This is a genomic window from Streptomyces sp. CNX435 (assembly GCF_059570575.1).
Map to the genome: position 1 here is coordinate 14,662 of NZ_JCANTA010000024.1, position 26,678 is coordinate 41,339.

Annotated in this window: 19 protein-coding genes and 2 pseudogenes; 10 read left to right on the forward strand and 11 right to left on the reverse strand. The window is 74.6% G+C overall.

Going from position 1 to position 26,678, the window contains the following annotated elements:
- Window positions 1–3: 3 nt before the first annotated feature.
- A complete protein-coding gene (locus tag T328_RS29480) occupies window positions 4–2,601 on the reverse strand; it encodes a cation-translocating P-type ATPase (protein WP_496499262.1) in 2,598 nt (865 codons plus the stop codon).
- Between the two features lie 10 nt (window positions 2,602–2,611).
- A complete protein-coding gene (locus T328_RS29485; RefSeq protein WP_496499263.1) occupies window positions 2,612–2,878 on the reverse strand; it encodes a DUF2530 domain-containing protein in 267 nt (88 codons plus the stop codon).
- A 90-nt stretch (window positions 2,879–2,968) separates the two neighbouring features.
- Here T328_RS29485 and T328_RS29490 point away from each other — a divergent pair.
- Window positions 2,969–4,405 (forward strand): annotated as a pseudogene (locus tag T328_RS29490) (NCS2 family permease); the annotation flags it as partial.
- 221 nt (window positions 4,406–4,626) lie between these two features.
- On the opposite strand, the gene T328_RS29495 reads toward T328_RS29490, so the two are convergent.
- Complete coding sequence (locus T328_RS29495; RefSeq protein WP_496499264.1) at window positions 4,627–5,364, reverse strand: SDR family oxidoreductase; 738 nt, start codon at window positions 5,362–5,364, stop codon at window positions 4,627–4,629.
- A gap of 94 nt (window positions 5,365–5,458) precedes the next feature.
- Between T328_RS29495 and T328_RS29500 the strand changes: the two genes are divergently transcribed.
- Entirely contained in the window at window positions 5,459–6,091 is a 633-nt protein-coding gene (locus T328_RS29500; RefSeq protein ID WP_496499265.1) for a TetR/AcrR family transcriptional regulator, read from the forward strand.
- Between the two features lie 143 nt (window positions 6,092–6,234).
- On the opposite strand, the gene T328_RS29505 is transcribed toward T328_RS29500, so the two are convergent.
- Both T328_RS29505 and T328_RS29510 read right to left on the reverse strand, forming a co-directional pair.
- Window positions 6,235–7,251, reverse strand: coding sequence for a hypothetical protein (locus T328_RS29505; RefSeq protein WP_496499266.1), 1,017 nt, complete (start codon window positions 7,249–7,251; stop codon window positions 6,235–6,237).
- Window positions 7,252–7,260: 9 nt separating this feature from the next.
- A complete protein-coding gene (locus T328_RS29510; protein ID WP_496499267.1) occupies window positions 7,261–7,509 on the reverse strand; it encodes a hypothetical protein in 249 nt (82 codons plus the stop codon).
- A 149-nt stretch (window positions 7,510–7,658) separates the two neighbouring features.
- On the opposite strand from T328_RS29510, the gene T328_RS29515 reads away from it, so the two are divergent.
- Both T328_RS29515 and T328_RS29520 read left to right on the forward strand, forming a co-directional pair.
- Window positions 7,659–8,120, forward strand: a complete 462-nt coding sequence (locus T328_RS29515; protein ID WP_496499268.1) for a MarR family winged helix-turn-helix transcriptional regulator — start codon at window positions 7,659–7,661, stop codon at window positions 8,118–8,120.
- A gap of 28 nt (window positions 8,121–8,148) precedes the next feature.
- Complete coding sequence (locus T328_RS29520; protein ID WP_496499269.1) at window positions 8,149–9,507, forward strand: MFS transporter; 1,359 nt, start codon at window positions 8,149–8,151, stop codon at window positions 9,505–9,507.
- A gap of 156 nt (window positions 9,508–9,663) precedes the next feature.
- Here the strand turns inward: T328_RS29520 and T328_RS29525 are convergent, their stop codons facing one another.
- On the reverse strand, window positions 9,664–13,128 hold the full coding sequence (locus T328_RS29525) for a sacsin N-terminal ATP-binding-like domain-containing protein (protein WP_496499361.1): 3,465 nt from the start codon (window positions 13,126–13,128) through the stop codon (window positions 9,664–9,666).
- Window positions 13,129–13,307: 179 nt separating this feature from the next.
- Here T328_RS29525 and T328_RS29530 point away from each other — a divergent pair, with 179 nt between their 5' ends.
- The 3 genes from T328_RS29530 (at window position 13,308) to T328_RS29540 (ending at window position 16,413) form a co-directional block, all read left to right on the forward strand.
- Complete coding sequence (locus T328_RS29530; protein WP_496499270.1) at window positions 13,308–14,648, forward strand: hypothetical protein; 1,341 nt, start codon at window positions 13,308–13,310, stop codon at window positions 14,646–14,648.
- 171 nt (window positions 14,649–14,819) lie between these two features.
- Window positions 14,820–15,743, forward strand: coding sequence for a 2-oxoglutarate and iron-dependent oxygenase domain-containing protein (locus T328_RS29535; protein WP_496499271.1), 924 nt, complete (start codon window positions 14,820–14,822; stop codon window positions 15,741–15,743).
- A gap of 28 nt (window positions 15,744–15,771) precedes the next feature.
- Entirely contained in the window at window positions 15,772–16,413 is a 642-nt protein-coding gene (locus T328_RS29540) for an HAD family hydrolase (protein WP_496499272.1), read from the forward strand.
- Window positions 16,414–16,440: 27 nt separating this feature from the next.
- Here the strand turns inward: T328_RS29540 and T328_RS29545 are convergent, their stop codons facing one another.
- Window positions 16,441–16,680, reverse strand: a complete 240-nt coding sequence (locus T328_RS29545) for a hypothetical protein (protein WP_496499273.1) — start codon at window positions 16,678–16,680, stop codon at window positions 16,441–16,443.
- A 182-nt stretch (window positions 16,681–16,862) separates the two neighbouring features.
- Here T328_RS29545 and T328_RS29550 point away from each other — a divergent pair, with 182 nt between their 5' ends.
- Window positions 16,863–17,246 carry a cold-shock protein gene (locus T328_RS29550; protein ID WP_027755166.1) on the forward strand — a complete coding sequence of 128 codons (384 nt, stop codon included), beginning with the start codon at window positions 16,863–16,865 and terminating at the stop codon, window positions 17,244–17,246.
- Between the two features lie 178 nt (window positions 17,247–17,424).
- Here T328_RS29550 and T328_RS29555 read toward each other — a convergent pair whose 3' ends face one another.
- The 4 genes and pseudogenes from T328_RS29555 to T328_RS29570 form a co-directional block, all read right to left on the reverse strand.
- The gene (locus T328_RS29555; protein WP_496499274.1) at window positions 17,425–18,294 is read right to left on the reverse strand and encodes a 1,4-dihydroxy-6-naphtoate synthase; all 870 of its coding nucleotides are present in this window, start codon (window positions 18,292–18,294) and stop codon (window positions 17,425–17,427) included.
- 812 nt (window positions 18,295–19,106) lie between these two features.
- Window positions 19,107–19,718 (reverse strand): annotated as a pseudogene (locus tag T328_RS29560) (futalosine hydrolase); the annotation flags it as partial.
- A 346-nt stretch (window positions 19,719–20,064) separates the two neighbouring features.
- Window positions 20,065–20,649 carry a hypothetical protein gene (locus T328_RS29565; RefSeq protein ID WP_496499275.1) on the reverse strand — a complete coding sequence of 195 codons (585 nt, stop codon included), beginning with the start codon at window positions 20,647–20,649 and terminating at the stop codon, window positions 20,065–20,067.
- A gap of 26 nt (window positions 20,650–20,675) precedes the next feature.
- Entirely contained in the window at window positions 20,676–22,040 is a 1,365-nt protein-coding gene (locus tag T328_RS29570; RefSeq protein WP_496499276.1) for an MFS transporter, read from the reverse strand.
- A 384-nt stretch (window positions 22,041–22,424) separates the two neighbouring features.
- Here T328_RS29570 and T328_RS29575 point away from each other — a divergent pair, with 384 nt between their 5' ends.
- Both T328_RS29575 and T328_RS29580 read left to right on the forward strand, forming a co-directional pair.
- The gene (locus tag T328_RS29575; RefSeq protein ID WP_496499277.1) at window positions 22,425–23,375 is read left to right on the forward strand and encodes a DUF3027 domain-containing protein; all 951 of its coding nucleotides are present in this window, start codon (window positions 22,425–22,427) and stop codon (window positions 23,373–23,375) included.
- Between the two features lie 301 nt (window positions 23,376–23,676).
- Entirely contained in the window at window positions 23,677–26,583 is a 2,907-nt protein-coding gene (locus T328_RS29580) for a helicase-associated domain-containing protein (RefSeq protein WP_496499278.1), read from the forward strand.
- The last annotated feature ends 95 nt before the right edge of the window (window positions 26,584–26,678 follow it).

Consider the following 26,678-nt stretch of genomic DNA (forward strand, 5'->3'; position numbering starts at 1 on the left):
CCCTCAGTCCGGGAACCGCCGCGTCACCCATCGCCACGCGAACTCCAGCACCACCGACGCCCCCGCCGCGATCCCGACCGCCGTCCACGGCATCTCCGCCCCGACCAGCTTCAGCGCGAAGAAGTCCTGCAGCCACGGCGTGACCAGCACGATCACGAACCCCAGTGCCATAGTCGCGACCAGCCCCACCCGCCACCACGTGTACGGCCGCGCGATGATCACCAGCACCCACATCGCGATCAGGAACAGCGTCAGCGTCGCCGCCGACGTCTCCGCGTCCAGTGCCCCGTCCCCCGTGTAGTGCCGCCGCGCGAGCATGTACGTCAGGAACGTCGCCACCCCCGCGATCAGCCCGGCCGGGATCGCGTAGCGCATCACCCGCCGCACGAAGTGGGGCCGCGCCCGCTCCTTGTTCGGCGCCAGCGCCAGGAAGAACGCCGGCACGCCGATCGTCAGCGTCGACAGCAGCGTCAGGTGCCGCGGCAGGAAGGGGTACGGGACCTGCGTGACGACGACGAGCAGCGCCAGCAGCACCGAGTAGACGGTCTTAGTAAGGAAGAGGTTCGCGACCCGTTCGATGTTGCCGATGACCCGGCGGCCCTCGGCGACCACCGAGGGGAGGGTGGAGAAGCTGTTGTTCAGCAGCACGATCTGCGCGACGGCCTTCGACGCCTCCGAGCCCGAGCCCATGGACACGCCTATGTCCGCGTCCTTCAGCGCCAGCACGTCGTTGACGCCGTCGCCCGTCATCGCCACGTCGTGCCCGCGGGACTTCAGCGCGGCGACCATGTCCCGCTTCTGCTGCGGGTTGACGCGACCGAAGACGGCGTTGTCGTCGAGGACGGCGGCCATCTCGTCCAGGTCCGTCGGCAGGGTGCGCGCGTCGACCGTACGGTCCGCGCCGGCCATGTCCAGCTTCGCGGCGACGGCGCCCACGGACACCGCGTTGTCGCCCGAGATGATCTTCGTCTCGACCCGTTCCTCCGCGAAGTAGCGGAGGGTGTCGGCGGCGTCCGGCCGCAGCCGCTGCTCCAGGACGACCAGCGCGGTCGGCTCGACGTCGCGCGCCACCTCCGGGTCGTCCAGCTCCCGGACGGCGCGGGCGAGCAGCAGGACGCGCAGGCCCTGCGCGTTCAGGTCGTCGATCTCAGTAAGAGTCGGGTCGGCGGCCGGCAGCAGCACGTCGGGCGCGCCCAGCAGCCACGTACCGGCGCCGTGGGCAAGGTCCCCGTCGCTCGCGTCGCTCAACGCCGCCCCGCTGTACTTGCGCGCCGAGGAGAACGGCAGCGACTCGGTGCTGCGCAGCTCCTCGGTGTCCGGGTACGCCTCGATGATGGCCTGCAGGCTGGCGTTCGGCCGCGGGTCGGACGAGCCGAGCGCGCCCAGCACCCGCCGTACGTCCGCCTCCGTCGCGCCGCCCAGCGGCCGCAGCTCGGTGACGTCCATGCCGCCCTCGGTGAGGGTGCCGGTCTTGTCGAGGGCGACGACGTCGACCCGCGCGAGGCCCTCGATCGCGGGGAGTTCCTGCACGAGGCACTGCTTGCGGCCGAGCCGGATGACGCCTATCGCGAACGCCATGGAGGTGAGCAGCACCAGCCCCTCGGGCACCATCGGCACGATGCCGCCGACCATGCGGCGGACGGCGTCCTGCGGGCCCTCGTTCTCGACCACGAGCTGGCTGATGACCAGGCCGATGGCGGCCGGGATCATCATGTACGTCACGTACTTGAGGATCTCGCTGATGCCGCTGCGCAGCTCGGAGTGGACGAGCGTGAAGCGCGACGCCTCCTCCGCCAGCTGCACGGCGTACGCCTCGCGCCCCACCTTCGTCGCCGTGAACGCGCCGCCGCCGGCGACGACGAAGCTGCCGGAGAGCACCTTGTCACCGGGGGACTTGACGACGGGGTCGGCCTCGCCGGTGAGCAGGGACTCGTCGATCTCCAGGCTGTCGGACTCCAGCACCTCGCCGTCGACGACGACCTTGTCGCCGGGGCCCAGCTCGACGAGGTCGCCGAGCACGATCTCGGCGGTGGGGATCTCTCGGGTGCGGCCGTCGCGGCGCACCCGCGGCTTGGCCTCGCCGATGACGGCGAGGCTGTCGAGGGTCTTCTTGGCGCGCAGCTCCTGGATGATGCCGATGCCGGTGTTGGCGAGGATCACGAAGCCGAACAGGCTGTCCTGGATGGGCGCGACGGCCAGCATGATGATCCACAGGACGCCGATGATGGCGTTGAAGCGGGTGAAGACGTTGGCGCGGACGATGTCGGCGGTGGAGCGGGAGGAGCGTACGGGAACGTCGTTGACCTCGCCGCGGGCGACGCGCTCGGCGACCTCGGCGGCGGTGAGCCCGATGTGCCGGCGCACGACGGCCGCCCCGCCCCCGGCCGCAGTCCCGACGGCTGTCCCGACGGCCATCCCGACGGCGGTGTCCGCCGCACCCCCCGCCTCGGTCCCGTCCTCGGCCCCTGCCCCGGTCCCCGTGTCAGTCCCCGCCTCGGGCGCACCGTCTTCCACACCGGTCGCCCCGCCCGCCCCTCCGGCGCCTCCGCCCGGCTCCGGCCCCCCACCACCGTCGGACGCTGCCTCGACCCGCTGTGTCATGCGTACGACGTTACGTGTTCGACTCGGCGACTGCGCGCGCCCCCCGGGCGAGCGCGGCCGCACGGCGGCGTACGTACCAGATGCCGAGGAGGCCGAGGCCGGCGCCCGCGAGGCACGTCCACAGCCACCACAAACGGTCGTGGTCGTCGAGCCAGCCGACGAACGGCAGCTGGACGAGGAAGAGCACGCACCACAGCACGGTGCCACCGACCGTGACCGCCATGATGTCGCCCTCGAACGGCTCCGGCGCCGGATGCCTGTGCGGCTTCTTGCCCATGTCACCAGGGTACGGGCGGTATCACGACCGCACCCTGATTAGGCGCCGGAATCCGGCCGCCGCCCGGCACGAACAGCACGAAGGTCGCGCATGCCCCACGCCCGGAGGACCGGCAGCACCTCCCCCCTCGACGCCTACTTCCGCATCTCGCGGCGCGGCTCGTCCGCCACCCAGGAGCTGCGGGGCGGGCTGGCGACGTTCTTCGCCATGGCGTACATCATCGTGCTGAACCCGATCATCCTCGGTTCGGCGACGGACAAGTACGGCCAGAAGCTCGACCACGGAGAGCTGGTCACGGCCACGGTGCTGGTCGCCGCCGTGACCACCTTCCTCATGGGCGCCCTCGGCAACGTCCCCGTCGCCTGCGCCGCCGGCCTCGGCATCAACGCCGTGGTGTCGCTGCAGCTCGCGCCGGAGATGTCGTGGGCGGACGCGATGGGGATGGTGGTGCTGGCGGGGCTGGTCATCATGCTGCTGGTGGTCACGGGGCTACGGGAACGGGTGATGTCCGCGATCCCGGACGGCCTGCGCAAGGCCATCGCGATCGGCATCGGTCTGTTCATCGCCCTCGTCGGCCTGGTGGACGCCGGCTTCGTCACCCGCAACCCGGACTCCGCGAACACCACCGTCCCGCTCGGCCTGGGCACCGCCGGTCACCTGAAAGGGTGGCCGGTGCTGGTCTTCGTGCTGGGCCTGGCGCTGACCTTCGTCCTGCTGGCCCGCCGCTTCCGCGGCGCGATCCTCGTCAGCATCGTGACGATGACGCTGGTCGCGATGATCATCCACGCGACCGGCGACCTCCCGGAGGAGGCGTGGGGCCTGACCGCCCCGGTGGTTCCGGACAGCCTCGTGGAGGCCCCCGACTTCGGCCTGCTGGGCGAGGCGAGCCTCTTCGGCGGCTTCCGCGAGGCGGGCATCCTGACGGGCTGCCTCTTCGTCTTCACCGTGCTGCTGTCCGGCTTCTTCGACGCGATGGGCACGATCCTCGGCGTCACGGAGGAGGCCGGCCTCCTCGACGAACACGGCCGCCTGCCCGAGATGAACAGGGTCCTGATGGTCGACGGCGCCGCCGTCGCCCTCGGCGGCGCGGCCTCCGCCTCGGCGAGCGCGGCCTTCGCGGAGTCCACGGCGGGCGTCGGCGAGGGCGCCCGTACCGGGCTGGCGAACGTCGTCACGGGCGCGCTGTTCCTGCTGGCGCTGGTCTGCACGCCGCTGGTGACGATCGTCCCGTCCCAGGCGGCGACGCCGGCGCTGGTGGTGGTGGTGGGCTTCCTGATCCTGTCGTCGAACATCCGCAGCATCGACTGGTCCGACACGACGATCGCGGTCCCGGCCTTCCTGACGATCACGCTGATGCCCTTCACGTACAGCATCACGGTCGGCATCGGCATGGGCTTCCTCGCCCACGCCCTGCTCCGCGCGGCGGTGGGCCGCCCCGGGACCGTACGCCCGGCGCTGTGGGTGACGTCGGCGGTGTTCGTGGTCTTCTTCGCCCTCGACCCGATCGAACGCTGGCTGGGCCTCGACGGACGCCCGGCGGCGCCACCTGGGCGACGTCGAGCTCCAGTTCCCACGGATACGTCTCGGCGCGCCCCTCACCTGGCCGTTCGGCACGAAGCCGCCGTCGCCGGGAGGACGTACACGCCATGCGGTGCCGCGCGGCGACGCTGTGGTCGAACTGCGTGTGCCGTACGAAGGTGGCATTCACGGCGCACCCTCGCCGGTAGTCAAACCCGCCTGCGGCGGAACTACCACGGCACCGTTCCGTTGTCGTTGAAGAACTTCCCGGTGGGGCCGTCCTCGGGCAGGGTGGCGAGGTCAACGATGATGCGGGCTCCTTCGGCAACCGTGCGGGTGCCGCGGTGTCGGGTCATGTCCGTGGCGGTATAGCCTGGCGTGGCTGAATTGATCTTGATGTGCGACAGTGCGTCGTTCGTGCTGAATGCCTTGGCGTACTGGACGGTGAGCATGTTGAGCGCTGCCTTCGACGAGGAGTAGGCCATCCGCATGTCAGCGTCGCCACCGAAGTCGGTGCCACCGCTGGTCAACGACATCGACGCAGTGGTGCTGGAGACGTTCACGATGCGCGGTGCCAAGGATGTGCCGAGCAGGGGCAGCATGGTCTGGATCATCGTGACCGCACCGAAGACATTGACCTCGTAGGTATGCCGCATCTCGGCGGCGGTGGTGCGTTCGGCGCGTTGGTCAACGACCGTTCCCGCGTTGTTGACCAACGCATCCAGCCGCCCGTACTCGGCTTCCAGCCAGTCGGCAACGTCCTGGACGCTGCCTGCGTCGGTGACATCCAGCCGGACCGGAATCGGCGCGATGCCCGCTGCGGCCAACTCGTGGGCGGCGGCCTCGCCGCGCTCGGTGTCGCGACTTCCGAGTGCAACGGTTACCCCGCGCGCGGCGAGCTGCCGAGCGGTTTCCTTCCCCAGCCCCTTGTTCGCCCCCGTCACCAGCGCCACCGGGTGATCAGTCAAAACCGGGCACCTCCCTCATCGCCTGAAGCCGAAAGCGGCCAACCTGGTTGATGATGCAAGCCGTATCATATGATACAAGCTGTATCATGAAGCCGTGGGACAGGACGAGTCGCAGTTGAGACACGAAGGGCTGCGCGCACGCGGAGTCCAGCGCACCAGGAACAAGATCCTCACAGCCGCCCGGCAGAACCTGATCGCCGCCGGCTACCGCAACCTCAGCCTCGAACAGGTCGCCACCGACGCCGAAGTCACCCGTGTGACCATCTACCGCCAGTTCGGCTCCAAACTCGGTCTGCTCGACGCGGTTGCCGACGACCTCTCCCAGCGGGCCGGACTGGTTGCCGGCATGCACGCCGCAGCCGCGCTCGACGACCCGGTCGCTGCCTTCCGGGCGATGGTCTCCCGGACATGCCGCTTCTGGAACACCGACCCAGACCTGTTCCGGCGCCTCATCAGCCTCTCCGCGGTCGATCCGGAAGCCCACCGGGTCGTCAGCAGTCGAGAACAGTGGCGCTTCGCCCAGGTCGCCCAGTTCGTCGCCCGGCTCGCCGAAGCCGGCCGGTTGCGGAGCCCGTTCGACACCCAGCGCGCCGGGGTGGTTGTCGCGGCCACCGTCAGCTTCACCACCTGCGACGACATCGCCACCCGGCTCCGCCTCGACCATGATCAGCTCGACGACCTCCTGCTGGCGCTGCTGCACGGAGTCGTCCGACTCGACCAACGCTGAACCACGGTCGGACGCATACCGGCCTTACGGCGCCTGGACGAGTTGCTTCGTCGTTCCGCTTCCCGCCGCCGGATGGCCCGGCGCAGCCCTGTCGACCGGCATCAAGGTCATGGCCCGCAACAAGTAGACCAGCCCCCAGCCATCTACCCGCTCCCAAGGATCGTGAATGAGCCCTCCAGCAGCGCCGCCCCCAGTGGCGGCGCGAAGTGCGGCTCGTCATTGACCCGGATCCGTTGGTCACCCACATCGACGACGTCGGGGGCCGTCTCGCGGAGCGCGCGAGCCGCAGCAGCGGGAATACGGTTCCCCGTAACGTCGAGTCGGCGCAAGTTACTGAAGGCGGACCAGCGGTTGCGGAGACGCAGCGCCCCGGATGCGCCGAGCAGGCCGAACGGCAGTCTCAAAGACTCCAGTCGTGCGATGAGCGCACTCTCGGCGAGCACGTCCACCAGTGTGTCTTTCAAGTCGCTCACCAGAGCCAGCTGACGAAGTTCCCCGAACCCGGGGTTGTTCAGCAGCGGGACCAAGTCCCGCGCCGAGCCGTCCCAGCTGTACTCGAAGTGGCCGAGCCAGAGTTCGAGCGACTCAAGCTGTGGAAAGGAGCTTGTACCCAGCGCGGCCACCACGGCAGGGTCGAGTGCCTCATCACGCAGCACCAGCCGGCGCAGATGTGCCATCTCCGGGAACGGAGGTGAGGGCTTCGCGCCCGAGACGTCGTGCACCATGTCGATGTCGTTGCACTGAACGACCAGCTCATGGAGAGTCGGCACTGCTGCAAGCACCCGCTCCAGCAGCACTGAAAGCCGACACGAGGAGCCGTCGCGCGACAGATCCTCCGGGATGTAGTCGCCGCGGCCGAAGTCCGGAAAGGTGAGGGCGCCGAGTCCTAGGTGGCGGATCCCCGGCTGACGGCTGGCGAGTACGTCGACGACCGGGTCAAACGAACCATGATGGGCCTGGCTTGTTGTCACCAGGAGCTTGCGAAGGACTCGCTCGGGGTTCGCGTGCAACCAGCCGTCGAGCGCCGCCGCGCAGTGATCCTCGTTGACGTCGTGGCCCATCGCGCCGCGGGTTCGGCTGCACTCCAGAGTGAGGTGCAGCTCCGCATACGGACCGCGGTCGTCGGCGTGGAGGACGTGACTGCACGCGGACGAGGGCATCGAGGCAGCCTACTCGGACAGCCCGGCCGGAGCGTCGAGCTGCCAGGGCTTCGTGGAGGCGGGCGGTCGTGCGGTAGTGGGCCAGTGGGTGAGGCGGTCGGTTTCTGCCACCGCCGCCCGGAAGCGTTCGTCGAAGTCGTTGCGCTGCAGCAGGCGCAGCACGTAGTCCTGCACCGCCATGTCCCGCTTCGCCGCGTGGGTGCGGAGGCGGTCGAGGAGTTCGCCGTCTATTCGCAGACTGAGCACGTGTGTCCCCATGCCGTTCAGGGTCGCCCGTCGCGTACTCCGGGGGCGGGCGTTCCCGTACGCGGTCATCCTTTCGGGTGGCGCGGGCAGTCTGCCCGTAACCTCCTCTGTCTCGGCTTCACCATTTTACTTAGCCAAAGTAATGAGGTACGCTAATGACCATGCCTGACCTGTCCCAGGAGGAGAACGCCGCCGCGGTGAACTCGCTCCGCTCCGCGATCATGCGGCTGACCCGGCGGCTGCGGCATCAGCGCGTGGACGAGTCGCTGAGCCCGACCGAGATGTCGGTGCTCGGCACGCTCTTCCGCTGCGGCCCTCTCGGCCCCGGTGAGCTGGCGCGCAAGGAGCACGTCCAGCCGCCGTCGATGACCCGCATCGTCGCCATGCTGGAGACCAAGGGGCTGGTCCGGCTGGAGCCGCACCCGGAGGACCGGCGGCAGAAGGTGGTCAGCCAGACCGAGCAGGCCGTGGCGATGCTCGAAGAGAGTCGCCGCAAGCGCAACGCCTGGCTGGCCGAGCTGGCCGGCGGCCTGTCCGAGGAGGAGTGGGCCACCCTGCGCGACGCCGCGCCGGTGCTCGAAAAGCTCGCACATCTGCCCATGCCGAAGACCGCACCACGCTGACGAAGGACGCTGACAGGAGGGGACACCTTTGCGTACGGGACCCGGAGCAGACTCCGCCCCCGCACCCACACCCGACGACCACGAAGAAGAAGACAAGCGCGGCAGGCACGGCACCTTCAGCTCGCTGCGGATCCGCAACTACCGGCTCTTCGCCGGCGGCCAGGTGGTCTCCAACACCGGTACCTGGATGCAGCGCATCGCGCAGGACTGGCTGGTGCTCAGCCTCACCGGCTCCGCCACCGCCGTGGGCATCACGACGGCACTGCAGTTCCTGCCCATGCTGCTGTTCGGCCTCTACGGCGGCGTGCTCGCCGACCGGCTCCCCAAGCGCAAGCTGCTGCTCGCCACCCAGACCGCGATGGGCCTCATCGGACTCGCGCTCGCGGCGCTCACGCTGAGCGGAGCGGTGACGGTCTGGCACGTGTACCTCATGGCGTTCCTGCTCGGCCTCGCCACCGTCGTCGACAACCCGGCGCGGCAGGTGTTCGTCGCCGAGCTGGTCGGCAAGGAGCAGATGCAGAACGCCGTCAGCCTCAACGCCGCCAACTTCCAGACGGCGCGGCTGCTCGGCCCGGCCGTCGCCGGTGTGCTCATCACGGCCGTGGGCAGTGGCTGGGCCTTTCTGCTGAACGGGCTTTCCTTCATCGCCCCCATCGCCGGGCTGCTGCTCATGCGCTCCGCCGAGCTGCACCGCGTCGAGCGCGCGCCGCGCGGCAAGGGGCAGTTGCGCGAGGGCCTGGCGTACGTCGCCGGGCGGCCGGAGCTGCTGTGGCCGATCGTGCTGGTCGGCTTCATCGGCACGTTCGGCTACAACTTCCCGATCTGGCTCACGGCGTACGTGGACGAGGTCTTCCACGGTGACGCCGGCACGTACGGCCTGCTGAACTCGCTGATGGCCGCCGGGTCGCTGGGCGGCGCGCTGTTCGCGGCGCGGCGCGGGGCGAGCCGGCTGCGGCTGACGGTGCTCGCGGCGCTGGCGTTCGGGGTGCTGGAGATCGTCGCGGCGGTGTCGCCGGCGTTCTGGCTGTTCGCGGCGCTGCTGGTGCCGGTGGGCGCGGCCGGGCTGCTGTTCAACACGACCGCGAACGCCAACGTCCAGCTCGCCACCGACGAGGCGATGCGCGGGCGCGTGATGAGCCTGTTCGTGATGGTGTTCGTCGGCGGCACGCCGATCGGGGGGCCGATCGTCGGCTGGGCGACGGACACGTTCGGCGCCCGGATCGGGTTCCTGACGTGCGGGGTGATATCGGCGGTGGCGGCGATCACGGTGGGCCTGGTGCTGGCCCGGGTCGGGGGGCTGCGGCTGCGGATAGACCTGCGGCGGGGGCAGAAGCACGTCGCGTTCGTGCCGGCGCGGCGGGCGGAGGAACTGGCTCCGGCGGCGTAGGTCAGGCGGGGGCAGGTTCGGGGGGCAGGTCTGGCGGTGTAGCTCCGGCGGGGCAGGTTCGGGGGGGCAGGCTCGGCGGCGTACCTACGGCGGTGTAGCTCCGGCGGGGCCGGGTGGCTTCTGTGCACCCGGCTCCTTCCCGTGCCGTACGGGCCCTCAGTCGAACCAGCGGGCCTCCCCCAGCTCCCGCGTCCGCGTCGGGTCCTCCAGCAGCGCCGCCGCCTCGAACCGCCGCTGCCACTGCCCCGTCGCCCACGCCAGCCCCGCCGCCAGCCCCTCCATCGTCGCCGCGTGGACGGTGCCGTCCGGGGTGCGGCGCCAGTCCAGTTCGACGCCGTCGACCGTCAACCGCTCGTGTTCCTCGTACGTCGCCGGGGTGTCCGCGCCCAGCAGCTCCCGTACGGCCTCGGGGACCTCGCGGGTCTCGCCCGCCGGCGGCACCCGCACTGTCGACGCCTCGTACGCCTCCGTCAGCCGCCTCACCTGCAGCAGCTCCCCCAGCGCCGCCGCCCGCCGCGGGTCGACCGGCAGCAGCGGGCGGGCCGTGGCCAGGGGCACCAGGTCCGGGGCGTCCGCGACCACGGCCTCGGCGGCCGGAACGACCTCCGTGGCGCCGTCGCGAACCGCGCGGAGGTCGTCCGGGAGGGTGACGCCGGCGGGGTCGAGGCCGGCGAGGAGGGTGTAGAGGGCGTGGAGTTGGGGCGGCGTGACGTCGCTCGCGGGGTCGGCGAGGCGGGCGAGCAACTCCGCGGCGCCGCCCGGTTCGTCGAGGAGCACGGCGGCGGAGGTGCGTACGCCCAGGGCGCGGAGGACCTGCTCGTCGCCGACCGCGGAGGCGTCGGCCGGCTCGTACAGCCCGGCGAGCAGCGGGTCGCCGCCCGCGGCGCGCAGGCCGGCGGGCGGGCGGCCGTCGAGCACGGGGTTGCCGCGCAGCCACCAGGCGGTGTACGGGCGTACGAGGTGCGCCTCGCCGTCCGGCAGCAGCACGCGCGCGGGGCGCGTGAGGGCCTCGCGCAGCGGCGGGCGGGAGAGCAGCGCGAGGGCCTGCGGCCAGCGCGCGTCGTCGACCAGGTCCAGGTCCCGTACGCCCACCAGCTCGGTGAGCACCGGCGGCACGGGCGTGTCCGGCAGCTGGTCGAGGACGTCCTCGCACCACACGTCGACGGCGTCGAGCAGCCCGGCGTCGTCGGGTTCGGGGTAGTCGGCGTCGCGCGGCTCCAGCTCGTCGGGGTCGAGGACGACGTCCTCGGCCCGTACGAGCGCGAAGTCCGCCTGCACCCCCACCGCCGTCAACGGCTCCTCCCCCCACCGCTCGACCAGGCTGCCGGCGCACAGCGCCAGCTCACCCGGCCGGATGACGGCGGCGAACGGGCTGCCGGGGTAGACGAGTTCGCCGGCGGGGGCCGGCTCGCCGTCCTCGTCGGGCAGCGCGAGGGCGCCCAGCCACGGTTCGTCGCCCGGCTCCAGGTGCGCGTCGCGGACCAGCCCGAGGACGATGTCCGCCAGCTCCTCCGGACCCGGCGCGCCCTGCTCCGGCCCCTCGTCGAACCACACCTCCCCGGCGTCCAGCGACCCCGCCACCGCCGCCCGCACCTGCGGCGTCGTCAGCACGGCGCGGGGCGTGGCGGGCACGGCGCCCAGCTGCTCCAGCACGGGGTGGGCGGCGACGGGGTCGGCGACGCGCAGGCCGAGGCGGGCGAGGCGCTGGGGCCGGTCACCGGTGCCGTCGGTGCTGTCGGCGCCGCCGGTCGGCAGGAGTACCTGGCGCGGGCCGACGACGACGCGGCCGTCGGCGAGCGGCACCGGCAAGCCGGCCAGCTCCTCGGGGTCGGTGCCGGCGAGGGAGCCGTAGAGGCCGTACCACCAGGCGGCGGGACGCTCGACGCTGCTGAGCCGCTCGACGAGTTCGCCGAGCGGCACGCGGGCGACGTCGAGGGTGCGCAGTTCGCCGCGGCGCTCCAGACCGGCGGGGAGCAGCTGCGGGAAGACGTCGCCGAGCCGCTGCACCGTCTCGGCGCCGGCGCCCTCGGCGACTAGCGCGTCGCGGGGGCGTAGCGGCTGCGGCTTGGCGCCCTCCTCGGGCGCGGCGGGCTCCTCGGGCGCGGCGGGCGGCAGGAACGCGACGTCGGGGAGGAGCCGGAGGATGCCGGCGCGCAGGGCGCCGTCCAGTTCGCCGCGGCCCAGGGGGCCGGGGACGAGGTCGACGGTGCCGAGGGTGAGGGGGGCCCAGTCGGCGAGGAGCGCGGCGTAGGCGTCGGCGGCGCGGTCGACGAGGAAGTCGGTGAGCGGGCCGGGGGCGAAGTGGCGGCGGGTGGGTTCGAGGGGGAAGGAGGCGATGAGGAGCGCGGGGACACCGAGGGGTTCGTCGGTGGGGGTGGGGGCGTGGAGTACGGGGGCGGTGGTGGGGGCGGCGGGGGCGCCGTCGGGACCCACGGGGACGGCCCAGGTGAGGGTCCAGGTGGGGCGGAGGCGCTCCTCGACGGGGCGGTCGGCGAGGAGGCGGGGGTCGAGGCGGCCGGCGGCGGTGCGGGTGCGGTAGCGGGTGGCGGTGGAGGGCTGACCGGGGTGAATGTCGGAGGGGCGGCCTACCCTGGGGCGGGAGTGCGGGGGATGGGTGAGTGCGGTGCCGGGCAGCGCGGAGGCGCCGGGCAGCGCGGAGGCGCCGGGCAGCGCGGAGGCGCCGGGCTGTCGGGGCGTACGGCCGGTGTCCTCGATGACCGTGTACGGGCCGTCCGCGCGGCGGCGCAGGGTGCGTACGCCCTCGGGGGTCTCCACCTCGACCTCGGCCAGGCCGGGCAGGGCCAGCAGGAGGGCGTCGTCGACGCCGGCGAGCAGGCGGCGGGCGAGGGCGGCGGCGGCCGGGTCGCGCAGCGGGAGCCGGACGACGGTGTCGTAGCCGTCGGGCACGGCCGGGGCGTCGGCACCGGCTTCGGCTTCGGCTTCGGCGAGGGGCAGGGGGAGGCGGAGCAGGGGGACGTGGCCTTCGCGGCGGGCGGCTTCGTCGGCGAGCGCGGGGTTGCGCTCGGCCGTCGTACGGACCATCTCCCGGGCCTCCGCCAGCGACCACCGCACCCGCGCGCCTCCGTTGGAGACGACCTCCGGCGCGTCGCTGACCGCCAGCACGGCGGAGAACCCGACCCCGAACCGGCCCACGGCCTCGTCCGTGTCCTCTCCCCGCTTGGCGGAGGCCCGCAGCGTGGACAGCGACTCGACACCGGCGGCGTCGAGGGGGGCGCCGGTGTTGGCGACGGTCAGCACCCCGGCGCCGCCGGAGGCGGCGTGTGTACCGGGCCCGCCGGCTCCGGCCGGCTCGCCCACGGCCTGGGCCGGCTCGCCGTCGGTCCCGGCCGCGGTCCCGGCCGGTCCCGTCTCCCCGGTCCCGTCGGGGACATCCAGCGTCAGCCGCAGCCGCCCCGCGACGCCGGCGCGGGCCGCCGCGTCCGCGGCGTTCTGGGCCAGTTCGACCACCAGCCGGTCGCGGTAGCCGCCGAGGGCGAGGTCCTCCTCGGCGTTGGCGTCCTCCCGGAAGCGGGCGGCCGACGCCGCCCAGGCGTCGAGCGCGGCGGCGCGCAGCCGGGCGGTGGGGTCGGCCACGGAGGCCAGGGGGTCCACGGGATCCACGGGGTCCACGAAGGCTCCTTGTCGCGGGAGGTACCGGTCGCCGCAGCGTATTCCGTCACCCGCGGCGTACGCGCGGCGCACTCGCCCTCGCGGGTGCCGGGGCCGCGTACGGGGGCGAGGGGGTGCCCGTCCGCGCGGTACCGTCGAGAAGTCAACAGCGCACGGCCGTAGGGGATTCGGTGGGCATCGAGAGCGACCAGCTCGTATACGACTACCTGAGCCGCGTCGGCGACATCGCACAGCAGCGTGCCCTGCCCTCCGGGCAGCGCATGCGGCTGGTCAACGAGCTGCGGGCCGGCATCGACAAGGTGCGCGCCGCCGAGGGTGCGCACAGCGTGGCCGCGGTCAAGCAGGTGCTCGCCCGGTTCGGCAGCCCGGGGGACATCGTCGAGGCCGCCAAGCGCGACCCCGCCTCCGCGGTGCCGGAGGTCGCGGTGCAGCCCGGGGAGCCACCGGCGGGGGGCGGCGGGCTGGCGTCGCGGCTGCCACGGCCGCGGGTGGGCGGGTCGGAGAAGTGGCTGGGCCGGCTGCCCCGGCCACGTACCGGCTCCGGCTTCTCCGACGGCTCTGACGGCGGCGGCGGGCGCACGACGGGCGGGCGGGGTACGGGCGGGCGAGGGACGGGCCGGTCCGGCGGACGCGGGCCCGAGTACCCCGTACCCCAACCGGGGTCCGCGCCGGACGACTTCACCCCGCCCGCCGAGCCGCCCCCCACCGCCGCCTCCCCGCCGCACCTCGCCGGCGAGGACGAACTCGACGGCACGCACTCCGACCCCGACTGGTGGCACGTCGAACCCGGGCCGTTCGGCGGCCCGATGCCCGGCGGCGCGGGCGGCGCCGACAAGGTCCCGGGCTTCACCGGCGGCGTCGAGCTGCCGGAGTTGTTCCGGCAACCCGGGGACCAGGACGACGAGGACGAGGACGACTACGAGGACGAGAACGAGAACGAGGACGACGGGGAGCAGCTGAAGCCCGGCACGCAGAAGGGCGGCGGCGGCGCGGGCGCCGTGGGCCGGGCCGCGCGTGCCGCCAAGGCGGCGAACGCGGCGCGGGCGGCCCGGGCCGCCAAGGCCAAGCAGGCCCGCCGGGAGAAGGCGGAGGCCGAGGCCGAGGAGGACTACGAGGACGACGAGCCCTCCACCCCGCGCCGCCGCGGCGCCGCCACCCGCGACCTGCTGCGCAGCGCCGGCCTGATGGAGGTGCTGGCGATGGGCGCGCTGCTGGGGGGCGCCGCGCTCAACCAGTGGATGGCGTCGGTCGTCGGCTGGGCGCTGGTGTACACGTCGCGCCGGCTGACGATGGCGGAGAAGAAGTGGGCCGCGCTCGGGGTGCCGGGCACGGTGGGGGCCGGCGGGCTGGTGTGGCTGTGGGGACGGAACGAGGGGCGGTGGGGCGAGCAGCTGAAGGAGGGGACGATGGGGCAGGCGTACGAGGACATGTTCCTCGACCTCGTCCGGCTCGCGGCCGTCGCCTCGACGCTGTTCCTGCTCTGGCGCGCGCGGCGGCGCCTGCGCGGGTAGCGCCCGGCTAGCGCTCCGCGGGCAGGCCCGCGCGGGTGAGGCTCGGCAGCCAGCGCGCGGCGTACGGTACGGGCCCCGCGTTCACGCCCGTCCGACGCTCGTCCGCTGTACGGGGCCGTCCGCCGCGGCAACAATGAGGCCGCCACGGAACCATCCCGGAGAGAGGCACCCATGAGCATCTCCCTTGTCGACCTCGCGTCCTGGCGGTCCGGTGCCCCGGACGAACGGCAGCAGCTCCTCACCCGGCTCGACGCGTCGCTGCGCGAGACCGGATTCGTGATGGTGACCGGCCACGGCGTGGACCCCGCCCTGCGCGCGACCGTCAGGGAGGCCGCACGCACGGCCTTCGACCTGCCCCCCGCCGTCAAGGACGGCTACCGCAACGAGGGCAGCGGCGGCTGGACCGGCCCCGGAGGCATCGCCGCGGCGGCCGTCAAGGACGCGGCGAGCCCGCCGGACCTCGTCGAGCTGTGGAGCCTCTACCCGCACCACCCGGGCGTCTGGCCGGCCGAGGCGCCCGCGCTGCGGGAGCCGGTCGAGGAGTACGCGCGCCAGATGCGGCGCCTCTCCCTCGACCTGCTGGAACTGCTCGCCGCCGCCCTCGGCGAGCCCGCCGACTTCCTCACCCGCTACGACACCGACGCGGCCTGGACGTGCAACATCAACTGGTACGGGAGCAGGCGGCAGACCGGCGAGCCGCGCCCGGGTCAGTACCGCCTCGGCGCGCACCAGGACTGGGACCTCATGGCCGTACTGGACCGCCAGCACGGCCTGGGCTGCCTACAGGTCCGCAACGGTCCGGCAGACGCCGAGGACGACGAGGACAACTGGCAGGACGCCCCGTACCACCCCGAAACCGACGCCCTGACCGTCAACCTCGGTGAGCTGGGGGCGATGTGGAGCGGGGGGCGGTGGCAGGCGGGCTGGCACCGCGTGCTGCCGCCGCCGGCGGACGCGCCGGCCGAACAGCTCATGTCGCTGGTCTGGTTCTACAACCCCGGCCCCACCACGCCGATGCCGCCGGGCTCGGATCAGACGGCCGCCACCGTAGGCGAGTTCCTCGACGAGCGGCTGCAGGCCATCCTCCTCTCCTGACGAAAACGGCGGCGGGCACAATTGGCCTGTGCATACACATTCCCCGCCGCCGGGTTTCACTGTCGGCTTCGACCTGGACATGACCCTCATCGACTCCCGGCCGGGGATCAAGGCCGTGTACGAGGCGCTCGTCGCCGAGACCGGCGGGTACGTCGACACCGACCTCGTCACGTCGCGTCTCGGCCCGCCGGTGGAGTCGGAGCTGGCGAACTGGTTCCCCGCGGACCGCGTGGCCGCCCTGGGCGACCGCTACCGCGCCCTCTACCCCGACCACGGCATCACCCCCACCACGGCCCTGCCCGGCGCCGCCGAGGCCCTCGCGGCGGTGCGGGCGGCCGGCGGGCGGGCCCTCGTGGTGACCGCCAAGAGCCGGCCGCTGGCCAAGCTGCACGTCGACCACCTGGGCCTGTCCCCGGACGCGGTCGTCGGCGGGCTGTGGGCGGACGCGAAGGCGGAGGCGCTGACGGAGTACGGGGCGTCGGCGTACGTCGGCGACCACGTCGGGGACGTCGCGGGGGCGCGGGCGGCGCGGGTGCTGTCGGTCGCTGTGGCCACGGGACCGTGCCCGGCGGAGGAGTTGCGGGCGGCGGGGGCGGATGTCGTACTGCCGGATCTGACGGCGTTCCCGGGCTGGCTGGCCGGGTGGCTCGCGGGGGACCCGGCGCTGTAGCGCACGGGCGGGCGCGCGGGCCGTACGCTACGGCGCCGCCTGCCGCGCCTTGCGCCGGGACGCCGCCGCGGAGCGGAACAGCCCGGCCAGCGCGAGCCCGAAGCCGACGCCCATCAGCATCGAAACGAGGTACGCGGCTGTCGGCAGCGGGTCCGCCCCGACGAAGAACGGGACGAAAGTGACGAACGTACCGAGCGCGCCGACGAGGAAGACGATCGCTCCGGCGCGTACGAGCAGGTCCCCGGGGCGGGAGGTTCCGGTGTTCACACCACCAGCGTAGGCGGGGCGGGAAGTGCGCGGGGTATGCACGGTATATGCGCTGAGGAAGCACCCGGCGACATCTTGTCACCACGCGGGGGACCATTAGCCTTGAGGTGGCGGGTCGCGTGACCCGCTCTCCTGCTCTTTCGGGGGCGGCGAGTACGAAAACGAAGACAGGGCGACGACACGTGCCTACCGGCAAAGTCAAGTGGTTCAACAGCGAGAAGGGCTTCGGCTTCCTCTCCCGCGACGACGGCGGTGACGTCTTCGTGCACTCGTCGGTGCTGCCGGACGGGGTGGAGACTCTCCGGCCCGGTCAGCGCGTCGAGTTCGGCGTGGTGGCCGGGCAGCGCGGCGACCAGGCGCTGTCCGTGACGTTGCTGGACCCCACCCCGTCGGTCGCGGCGGCGCAGCGGCGCAAGCCGGACGAGCTGGCGTCGATCGTGCAGGATCTGACGACGCTGCTGGAGAGCGTGACGCAGCAGCTCGAACGCGGCCGGTACCCGGACAAGACACACGGCCGGAAGATCGCCGGCATGCTGCGGGCCGTCGCCGATCAGCTGGACGTCTGAGGGGGCGAGTGCCGCGGGGCGGCGGCGGGTGGCACGTAGGCGCGTAGGGCTGCGGGGTGCGGGGACGGGGGCCCGTACCCGTACCGTATCGCCTCAGACGGAAGCACCGGAGCCCACGGGCTTCGGGCTTCCGGCTTTCGGGTTTCCGGCTTTCCGGCTTCCGGCTTCCGGCTTTCCGCTACGGGAAGGCCAGCGCGTCCGGGCCGAGCGGGGGCACCAGGCCCTCCGCCGCCGCCCGGGTGAGCAGCCCGCGCACCGCCGCATAGCCGTCCTCGCCGAGGTCGGCGGTGAACTCGTTGACGTACAACCCGATGTGCTGGTCGGCCACCGCGGGGTCCATCTCCTGCGCGTGCTCCCTCACGTACGCGCGCGACGCCTCCGGGTCCTCCCAGGCCATCCGCACCGAGGCGCGGGTGGCGGCGGCGAGCGCGTGCAGGGTCTCGGCGCCGAGGGCGCGGCGGGCGACGATGGCGCCGAGGGGGATGGGCAGGCCGGTGGTGGCCTCCCAGTACTCGCCCATGTCGGCGACGCAGTGCAGGCCGTAGCCCTGGTAGGTGAAGCGGGCCTCGTGGATGACGAGCCCGGCGTCGACCTTGCCGTCGCGGACGGCGGGCATGATCTCGTCGAACGGCATGACGACGATCTCGCCCACGCCGCCCGGCACTTCGGTCGCGGCCCAGAGCCGGAGGAGCAGGTACGCGGTCGAGCGCTCGCTCGGCACCGCGACGGTGCGCCCGGCGAGGTCCACGGGGTTCTGCGCGGCGGCGGTCAGCACCAGCGGCCCGCAGGCCCGGCCGAGGGCGCCGCCGCAGGGGAGGAGGGCGTAGCGGTCGAGGACGTAGGGGAGGACGGCGTACGAGACCTTGAGCACGTCCAGCTCGCCGCGCTCGGCCATGCCGTTGGTGAGGTGGATGTCGGCGAAGGTGACGTCGAGGGGCGGGGCGCCGGGGACGAGGCCGTGGGCCCAGGCGTGGAAGACGAAGGTGTCGTTGGGGCAGGGGGAGTAGGCGATCCGCAGGGCTTGCGAAGGGCTCGCGGGCGAGGTCATGGGTGCTCCTCTCCGTCCGGTGGGGCGGGGGTGGCGGTGGTGGCGGTGGGTCCGGTCGAGGGGGCGTCGGCCTCCGGCGGTGGCGGGGGGTTGTCGGAGGGGCGGCCTACCCTGGGGCGGGTGTGCGGGGAACGTACGTTGGCGGCGGTGTGGGGGTCGACGGACACAGTGCCGGCGGGCGCGGTCTCGGCGGATGCCTGCTCGGTCGGCACGGCGTCGGCGGATGCGGTGTCGGCGGATGCCGCCTCGGCCGGGACTGTCCCGGGGGGTGTCGTCTCGGCCGGGACGGTCCCGGTCGGCACGGCGTCGGCAGACGCGGTCTCGGCAGACGCGGTCCCGGCGGGCGCGGTCCCGGCCGGCGCGGTCCCGGCGGGCGCGGTCCCGGCCGGCGCGGTCCCGGCCGGCACGGTCCCGGCCGGCACGGTCCCGGCCGGCACGGTCCCGGCCGGCACGGTCCCGGCCGGCACGGTCCCGGCCGGCACGGTCCCGGCCGGCACGGCGTCGGCAGACGCGGTCCCGGCGGGCGCGGTCCCGGCGAGTGCCGTCTCGGCAAGTGCCGTCTTGGCCGGGACGGCCTCGGCGGGTGCCGTCTCGACGGGCGCGGCCTCGGCGGGCGCGGCCTCGGCGGGCGCGGCCTCGGCGGGCGCGGTCCCAGCGGGTGCCGTCTCGGCCGGGACGGTCCCGGTCGGCACGGCGCCGGCAGACGCGGTCCCGGCGGGCGCGGCCTCGACGGGCACGGCGCCGGAGGCGGCGGGCGGGGTCTCGGCGCCGGGGGCAGCGGGCTCGGCGCCGGAGGCGGGGCGCGTGCCGCGGGACGTGGCGATGTCGGAGAGGGACGCGAACGCGGTCGTCAGGGCCGTCAGGGCCGCCGGGATGCGCCAGGCGGCGCGGTCGCGGGGGCCCACGGCGTTGGACACCGCGCGGATCTCCAGCACCGGAACCCCGTGCCGGGCCGCGGCCTCGGCGACGCCGAAGCCCTCCATCGCCTCGGCCGCGGCGCGCGGGTGGCGCCGTAGCAGGCCGGCGGCGCGCTCCGCGGAGCCCGTGACGGTGGACACGGTCAGCACGGCACCCAGCACCGCGCCGGTCGCCTCCGCCGCCGCCCGCGCCGCCTCCGGCGGCGGGCGGTGGACCACGGCGCCGAAGCCCAGCTCCGTGACGGGCACGAATCCCTCCGCGGTCTCCGCCCCCAGATCCGCGGCCACGATCTCGTCCGCCACGACCACCCCGCCCACGGGCACCACCCCCGCGAAACCGCCGCCGATCCCGGCCGCGATGACGACGTCGTACGGAACGGAGGCCGCGGCGAGCACCGTTGCGGTGGCCGCCGCGGCGGCCGCTGGGCCCACCCCGCCGACCACGACGTCGTAACCCCGCCCGGCCCGCCCGACGGCCTCGGCCTCCGCGGCAACGGCGGTGACCACCAGCACCCGACCCCCACACACCCACCCCAGGGTAGGCCGCCCCTCCGACAATCCCTGCTCACCGCCGCGGCCGGACGCCCCCGCCCCCGCAGCCCGGCCCGCACGCCGCCCCTCCGACGAGACAGGCCCGCCGCCGGACCCCGAGTCCGCATCGCCAGATGCGCCCGCACCGCCGGACGCCGCCACATACCCGCCGCCGAGCGCACCCGCGCCCGCGCCCCCGCCGCCGCCAGGCGTCACCGTCCCACCGCCAGACATCAGCTCCGCCGTCCCGTCGGGCGCACCGTCGGGCGCCGCGTCGGACACCACGCCAGGCGCCCCGCCGGACGGGGCGTCAGTCGTCCCGTCAGGACTTCTTCCGCTTCAGGTCGAAGCTCCACGCGCCCTTGTACTTGCCCTCGTCGTCGATCTCCACGATGCCGACCTTCGCCTTGTCGTTCAGCACCGGCTCCCCCGTCGGCGACTGCGCGTTGAGGAACTGGTCCGCGTTGTACGTCACATACGTGTGCTTGCTCGGCCGCGGCACCACCGGCCGGCCGTCCACGAACAGCGTCCACCCCGTGTCCGCGATATCCGGATCCACGCCGATCCGGACCCGCTCCCCCGCGTCCACCGTGATCGACGCACCCGCGCGCTCCGCGACGCAGGCGTCCAGCTCCCCGCTGGGGATGTCCTCCCCCTCGTCGTAGCACTGCGCCTCCGTGCTCGCCGTGCGGCCCCCCACCGTGATCTGGGCCAGCGGCGTCGGCTTTTCGCACCCGGCCAGGGCGAAGACCGAGAGGGCCGCGACGCCGAGAGCCGCCCCGGAGCGACCAGCGCGACCAGCGCGACCAGCGCGGCGGCCACGCCGACCGCCGGTGCCGCGAGGGCCGCCGGTGCCGCGGGGGCCGCTGGCGTGGGAGAACGCGGTGGTGGCGGGCGCAGTGGTCATGCGGGCAGGCTACCTGTCACCCCCGGTCAGGCCACGCGCGGGTGCGGCGTGCCGCGGCGGGCGGCGGTGAGCAGCCCTCGTACCGTCGCCAGCAGCCCCGCGGCGACGACCGCCGCCCCCGCCGCCATCCCGCCCACGCCGCTCAGCGGCAGCAGGATGCCGATCGCACCGCCCGCGACCCACGACAACTGCATGACCGTCTCGGAGCGGGCGAACGCCGACGTGCGCACGTACTCCGGTACGTCCCGCTGGATCAGTGCGTCCAGCGACAGCTTCGCCAGCGACTGCGCGAACCCCGCCATCGCCGCGACGCCGATGATCAGCGGCAGCGAGTAGAAGACCGCCGCCAGCACCGTCATCGTCAGCGCGAGGGACAGCAGCACGGCGATCAGCTTCTCCGGTCCGCGGGCGCGCAGCCAGGAGCCGATGACCGAGCCCAGCGCGTTGCCGGTGCCGGCGGCGACCGCAGCCATGCCGAGCGTCAGTTCCGGCCGCAGCCCGCCCGGCGGGTTGTCGCGCAGCAGGAACGCCAGGAACAACGTCATCAGCCCCGACAGCACGCGCAGCGCGGAGTTGGCCTGCAGCGCGTACAGCACCGAGGGGCCGACGGAGCGCAGCCCCGGCTTCGACGGGGTCCGCGGCCGGCCCTCCTCGCCCGACGCCAGCCGCGCCTTGCCCTCGCCGCGCGCGGAGTCGACCGCCGGCGGCATCCGGAACGACAGGACGACCCCGAAGCCGAAGATGACCAGCGCCCCGTACAGCGGCCAGCCGGGGCCGATGAGGTGCAGCAGACCGCCGATCGGGGCGGCCAGCCCGGTGGCGAGCAGGCCGGCGAGCGTCACCCGGCTGTTGGCCTTCACCAGCGACGTGCGCCGCGGCAGCAGCCGCGGCACGACGGCGGAGCGCACCACCCCGTACGACTTGGAGCACACCAGCACCCCGAGCGCCGCCGGATACAGGCTCAGATCCCCGGACTTCACCGCGTCCGCCAGCACCAGCGCCAGCAGCGCCCGCGCCAGCATCGTGCCGGCCATGGCGGCGCGGCGGCCGTGCGGCATCCGGTCCAGCAGCGGGCCGACGACGGGGGCGAGCAGGGCGAACGGGGCCATGGTGATGGCGAGGTAGAGCGCGACCCGGCCGCGGGCCTCGTCCGTCGGTACGGAGAAGAACACCGTGGACGCCAGCGCGACGGTGATCATCATGTCCCCGGCGGCGTTGACCATGTGCAGCTCGATGAGCCGCCCGAGGCCCGACTCCCCCGCGCCCTGCGCGTGCGTGGCCCGGCGGATCCGCCGGGCCGCGCCGACGACCGGCCGGCGCACGGCGCGCCCGACCGCCCGGCCCGCGTGCTGCAGCGAGCCGGTCGCGGGAGCTGCCCGGTCCTCGACCACCTCGCCATAGTGCCCGCACGCGGGAGGGTAGGGCGAGAACCCCGCGGGGGCGCATGCGGTCATCCGGCGGTCATCGGGCGATCATCGGGGGAGCCACGGGCGATTATCGGGGAAGCCACGGGCGGTCATCCGGGGAGCCGCGGGTGGTCATCCGGGGATCCACGGGTGGTCCGTACGGGGCACGTGGCGGCCCGGCCAGGGGCGCACGGGGGCGGCCGGCCGCCGAGGCGGGTGGTGGGCGTACGGTCCCGGCGTGGCGCCAGGTAGGGTGAAAGACGCGCCTCTGAGTGTGTCGTGAGGAACCGAGCGTTGACGCGGCCCCCCGGTCCGCTCCCTCGGCTCGCGCGCCCGCCCGGCCGTCCGTACCGAAAGACTGTGAGCCAGATGAGCCCTGCGAACAGCCCCGCCGAGACGCCCGCGGTCCGCGGCGCCGCGGCGCGGAGCCGCGTCACCCCCGACCAGCAGTGCGCCGACGCCGTCGACCTCGCCCGTGCGGCGGCCGAGGAGTCCGCGGGTGCGGACCAGATCGGCGAGCACATCGGCGTCACCGCCGACGACACGCGCGTGGTGACCCACCTCTTCGAGTGCCGGCTGCCGGGCTACCGCGGGTGGCGGTGGGCGGTGACCGTCGCGCGCGCGTCCCGGGCGCGGACGGTGACGCTGGACGAAACGGTGCTGCTGCCCGGCCCGGAGGCGCTGCTGGCGCCGGAGTGGGTGCCGTGGCACGAGCGGCTGCGCCCCGGGGACCTGGGGCCCGGCGACCTGCTGCCGACGGAGGGCGAGGACCTGCGGCTGGCGCCGGGTCTGGCGGTCGGCGAGGAGGAGCTGGAGGAGGAAGTCGCCGCGGGAGTCGCGGGCGTGGCGGATGTCGCAGGCCTGGCGGGCGTAGCGGGCGTGGCGGCGGGCCCGGCCGCCGACATCGGGCAGGAGACGCCGGAGGCGGAGGCGGACTCGGTGGCGGCGCTGTCCGGCGGCGGCGTACCGCGGCGCGCGGAGATCGCTGCGGTCGCCGACGAACTGGGCATGACCCGGCACCGGGTGCTCTCCCGCTACGGCCTGCACACCGCGGCGGACCGGTGGGAAGAGGAGTACGGCCCCAAGACGCCGATGGCGCAGGCGGCGCCGGCGTCCTGCGTGAGCTGCGGCTTCCTCATGCCGCTCGCGGGCTCGCTGCGGCGCGCCTTCGGCGTCTGCGCGAACGAGTACTCCCCGGCCGACGGACACGTCGTCTCGCTCGCGTACGGGTGCGGGGCGCACTCGGAGGCGGCGGTGATGCCGAAGCCGGTGGAGCCGGCGCTGCCGGTGCTGGACACGATGGGCGCGGACCCGACGTAGTCCTCGCCGGACGGGGGTCTGTGGCCCCGTAGGAAACGAACCGGCTGCCGGCGGTGCGCGCGGAGCCCCGCAGGCGGCCCCGCGCCGCAGGCGGCCCTGCGGCGGATGCGGGCCCGCGACCGCGCCACCGCCCCGAGCCGACAGGCAGCCCGGCAGCCCGAAGCGGGCCGTACGCGGCTCTCTCGCCCGCGTGTGCCCCCCGCCGGAGGCGGTGTCGGCCCGGACGCGCTGGACCGGCAGCGGGCCGCCGAGCCCGGCTTCGTCCGGTAGGGCCCGTCCGGCGAGGACTACTGTGGAGCGGATGACGACCGGCAACCCCGCCCGGACCCTCGCCGAGGAACTCCGCGCCCGCCCGGACACCGCGCTGGCCGAGCTGCTCCGCGCCCGGCCCGACCTGCTCACCCCCGTACCGGGCGACCTCACCCAGCTGGCCACCCGCGCCGCCACCCGCGCCTCCGTCGCCCGCGCGCTCGAACGGCTCGACCGATTCACGCAGCAGACCGCCCAGGCGCTCGCGATCGCGCCGGACCCGTGCCCGTACGACGTGCTGGCCGGGCTGATGGGCGACGAGCCCGACACCGTGGCCGCGCTGCCGCGCGCCGTCGCGGAGCTGCGCGCGCAGGCGCTGGTGTGGGGGGACGAGCAGCGGCTGCGGCTGGTGCGCACGGCGCGGGAGTTGCTGGCGCCGCAGGGGGCCGTGTCGCCGACCGGCCTGGGGCCGGGCGCCGCGGAGGCGGCGACGGGGATGTCGCCGGGGCGGCTGCAGCAGGTGCTGGCGCACGCCGGGCTGCCGGCCACGCACGACCCGGTCTCGGCCGTGGAGTCGCTGACCGCGCTGTTCTCCGACCCGAAGCGGATGGCGGACCTGCTGGACCAGGCGCCGCCGGACGCGGTGACGGTGCTGGGGCGGCTGACGTGGGGGCCGCCGTACGGGACGGTGTCGGCGCAACCGCCGGCGCACGTGCGGTGGCTGCTGGACCGGGGGCTGCTGCTGCCGACGGCGCCGGGGAACGTGCTGCTGCCGCGCGAGGTGGCGCTGCACCTGCGCGACGGCCGGGCGCACCGGCGCGTGGCGGCGGTGCCGCCGGAGCCGGTGGCGGCGGGTTCGTACGGGATGCGGGTGGTGGACGCGACGGCCGCGGGGCAGGCGGCGGTGGCGGTGGCGACCGTCGAGGAGCTACTCGGGGAGTGGGCGGCGGCGAGCCCGTCGGTGCTGCGGGCGGGGGGTCTGGCCGTACGGGACCTGAAGCGGACGGCGACGGCGCTGGACGTCGCGGAGCCGCGGGCGGTGTTCTGGGTGGAGCTGTCGTACGCGGCCGGGCTGCTGGCCTCGGACGGGGAGACGGACGAGCGGTTCGCGCCGACGCCGGCGTACGACGAGTGGCTGGAGCTGCCGGCGGCCGAACGGTGGGCGGAGCTGGCGGCGGCGTGGCTGGCGGCGACGCGAACGCCGGGGCTGGTCGGCGGCCGGGACGGCAAGGGCCGGGCGCTGACGACGCTGGGCGAGGGGCTGGACCGCGGCGCGGCACCGGAGGTACGGCAGGGGGTGCTGCGGCTGCTCGCGGGGCTGCCGGAGGGTACGGCGGCGACGGCGGACTCGGTGGTGGCGCGGCTCCGCTGGGAACGCCCCCCGCGGGGCGGCGGCGCGGGCGCGGCGGAGGGCGCGGCGGAGGGCGAGGAGGCCGACCTGCGTACGCGGTTGACCCGCTGGACGCTGGCGGAGGCGGAGCTGCTGGGCGTCACGGGCCGCGGCGCCCTGGCGACCCACGGCCGCGCGCTGCTGGTGACCCCGGAGGCGAGCGCCCGCGACGCGGCTGCGAGGGCGGCAGTCCGGGCCGGTACGGATCCGAACACCGCGGGTGCCGCAGAGACCGCGGGTGCCGCAGAGACCGCGGGTGCCGCAGAGACCGCGGGTGCCGCAGAGACCGCGGGTGCCGCAGAGACCCCGGGTGCCGCAGAGACCGCAAACCCCCGTTCCCCGCACTCCCGCCCCAGGGTAGGCCGCCCCTCCGACAACGACCCCGCCCAACCACCCGCGACCAGCGCCGCCGAGGCAGAAGCCGGCGCAGAACCCGTCGCCCCGCCCGGCACCGCCCCCCGCGACATCGCCCCCACACCCGGCGGCACCCCCGCCACCGGCGCCGCCGCCCTCGCCGCCCGGCTCCGCACCGCCGCCGCCCCGGCGCACCCCTCCCCAGCCACCCCCGCCGAAGCCCGTGCCGCCGCCGCCCGGGCCGCCGGGGCGCTCGCGCCGCACCTCCCCCCGCCCGTCGACCACGTGCTCCTGCAGGCCGACCTCACCGCCATCGCCCCCGGCCCCCTCAAGCGCGAACTCGCCGCCGTGCTCGGCGTCCTCGCCGAGGTCGAGTCCAAGGGCGGGGCCACCGTCTACCGCTTCACCCAGACCTCCGTACGGCGCGCGCTCGACGCCGGGCGGTCGGCCGCCGAGCTGCACGACTTCCTCGCCGCCCACGCCCGCACCCCCGTGCCGCAGCCGCTCAGTTACCTCATCGACGACGTCGCCCGCAAGCACGGCCGGCTGCGGATCGGTGCCGCCGGCGCGTACCTCCGCTGCGACGACGACACGCTCCTCGCCGAGATCGTCGCCGACCGGCGCTCCGCCGAGCTGCGGCTACGTCACCTCGCGCCCACCGTGCTCGTCTCCCCCACCCCGCCCGACGTGCTGCTGGAACGGCTCCGCGCGATGGGCTACGCCCCCGCCGCCGAGTCGCCGGACGGCGTCGTCCTCGTCGCCCGCGCCGCCGCCCGCCGCACCCCGCCCCGTACGCCGCCGGCGCCCGTCCCCGAGGGCCCGCCCACCCCGGACGCCACCCTCCTCGCCGCAGCCGTCCGCGCCGTACGGGCCGGAGACCGCGCCGCCACCGCCCCCGTCCGCCCCACCCCCGGCACGCAGGGCACGCCGGGCACCCCCGGCACCCCGGAAACCCCCGACGCCACCCGCCCCGGTGGCCTCCCCCGCACCACCGCCGCCGAGACCCTCGCCGTCCTCCAGGCCGCCGTCCTCGCCGACGCCGCCGTCTGGATCGGCTACGTCAACGCCGACGGCGCCGCCAGCCAGCGCGTCATCGCCCCCGTCCGCGTCGAGGGCGGCTACGTCACCGCGTACGACCACACCGCCGACGAGGTCCGCACCTACCCCCTCCACCGCATCACCGGCGCCGCCGAACTCGCCGGCGACTCCTCCTGAGCCCTCACCCCGCCCCGCGCCGCACGTGACCCTCACACCGTGTGAGCCCTTGCACCGGACGGCGTCCGGTTCGCCAAACGAGAGTTCGCCCCCAC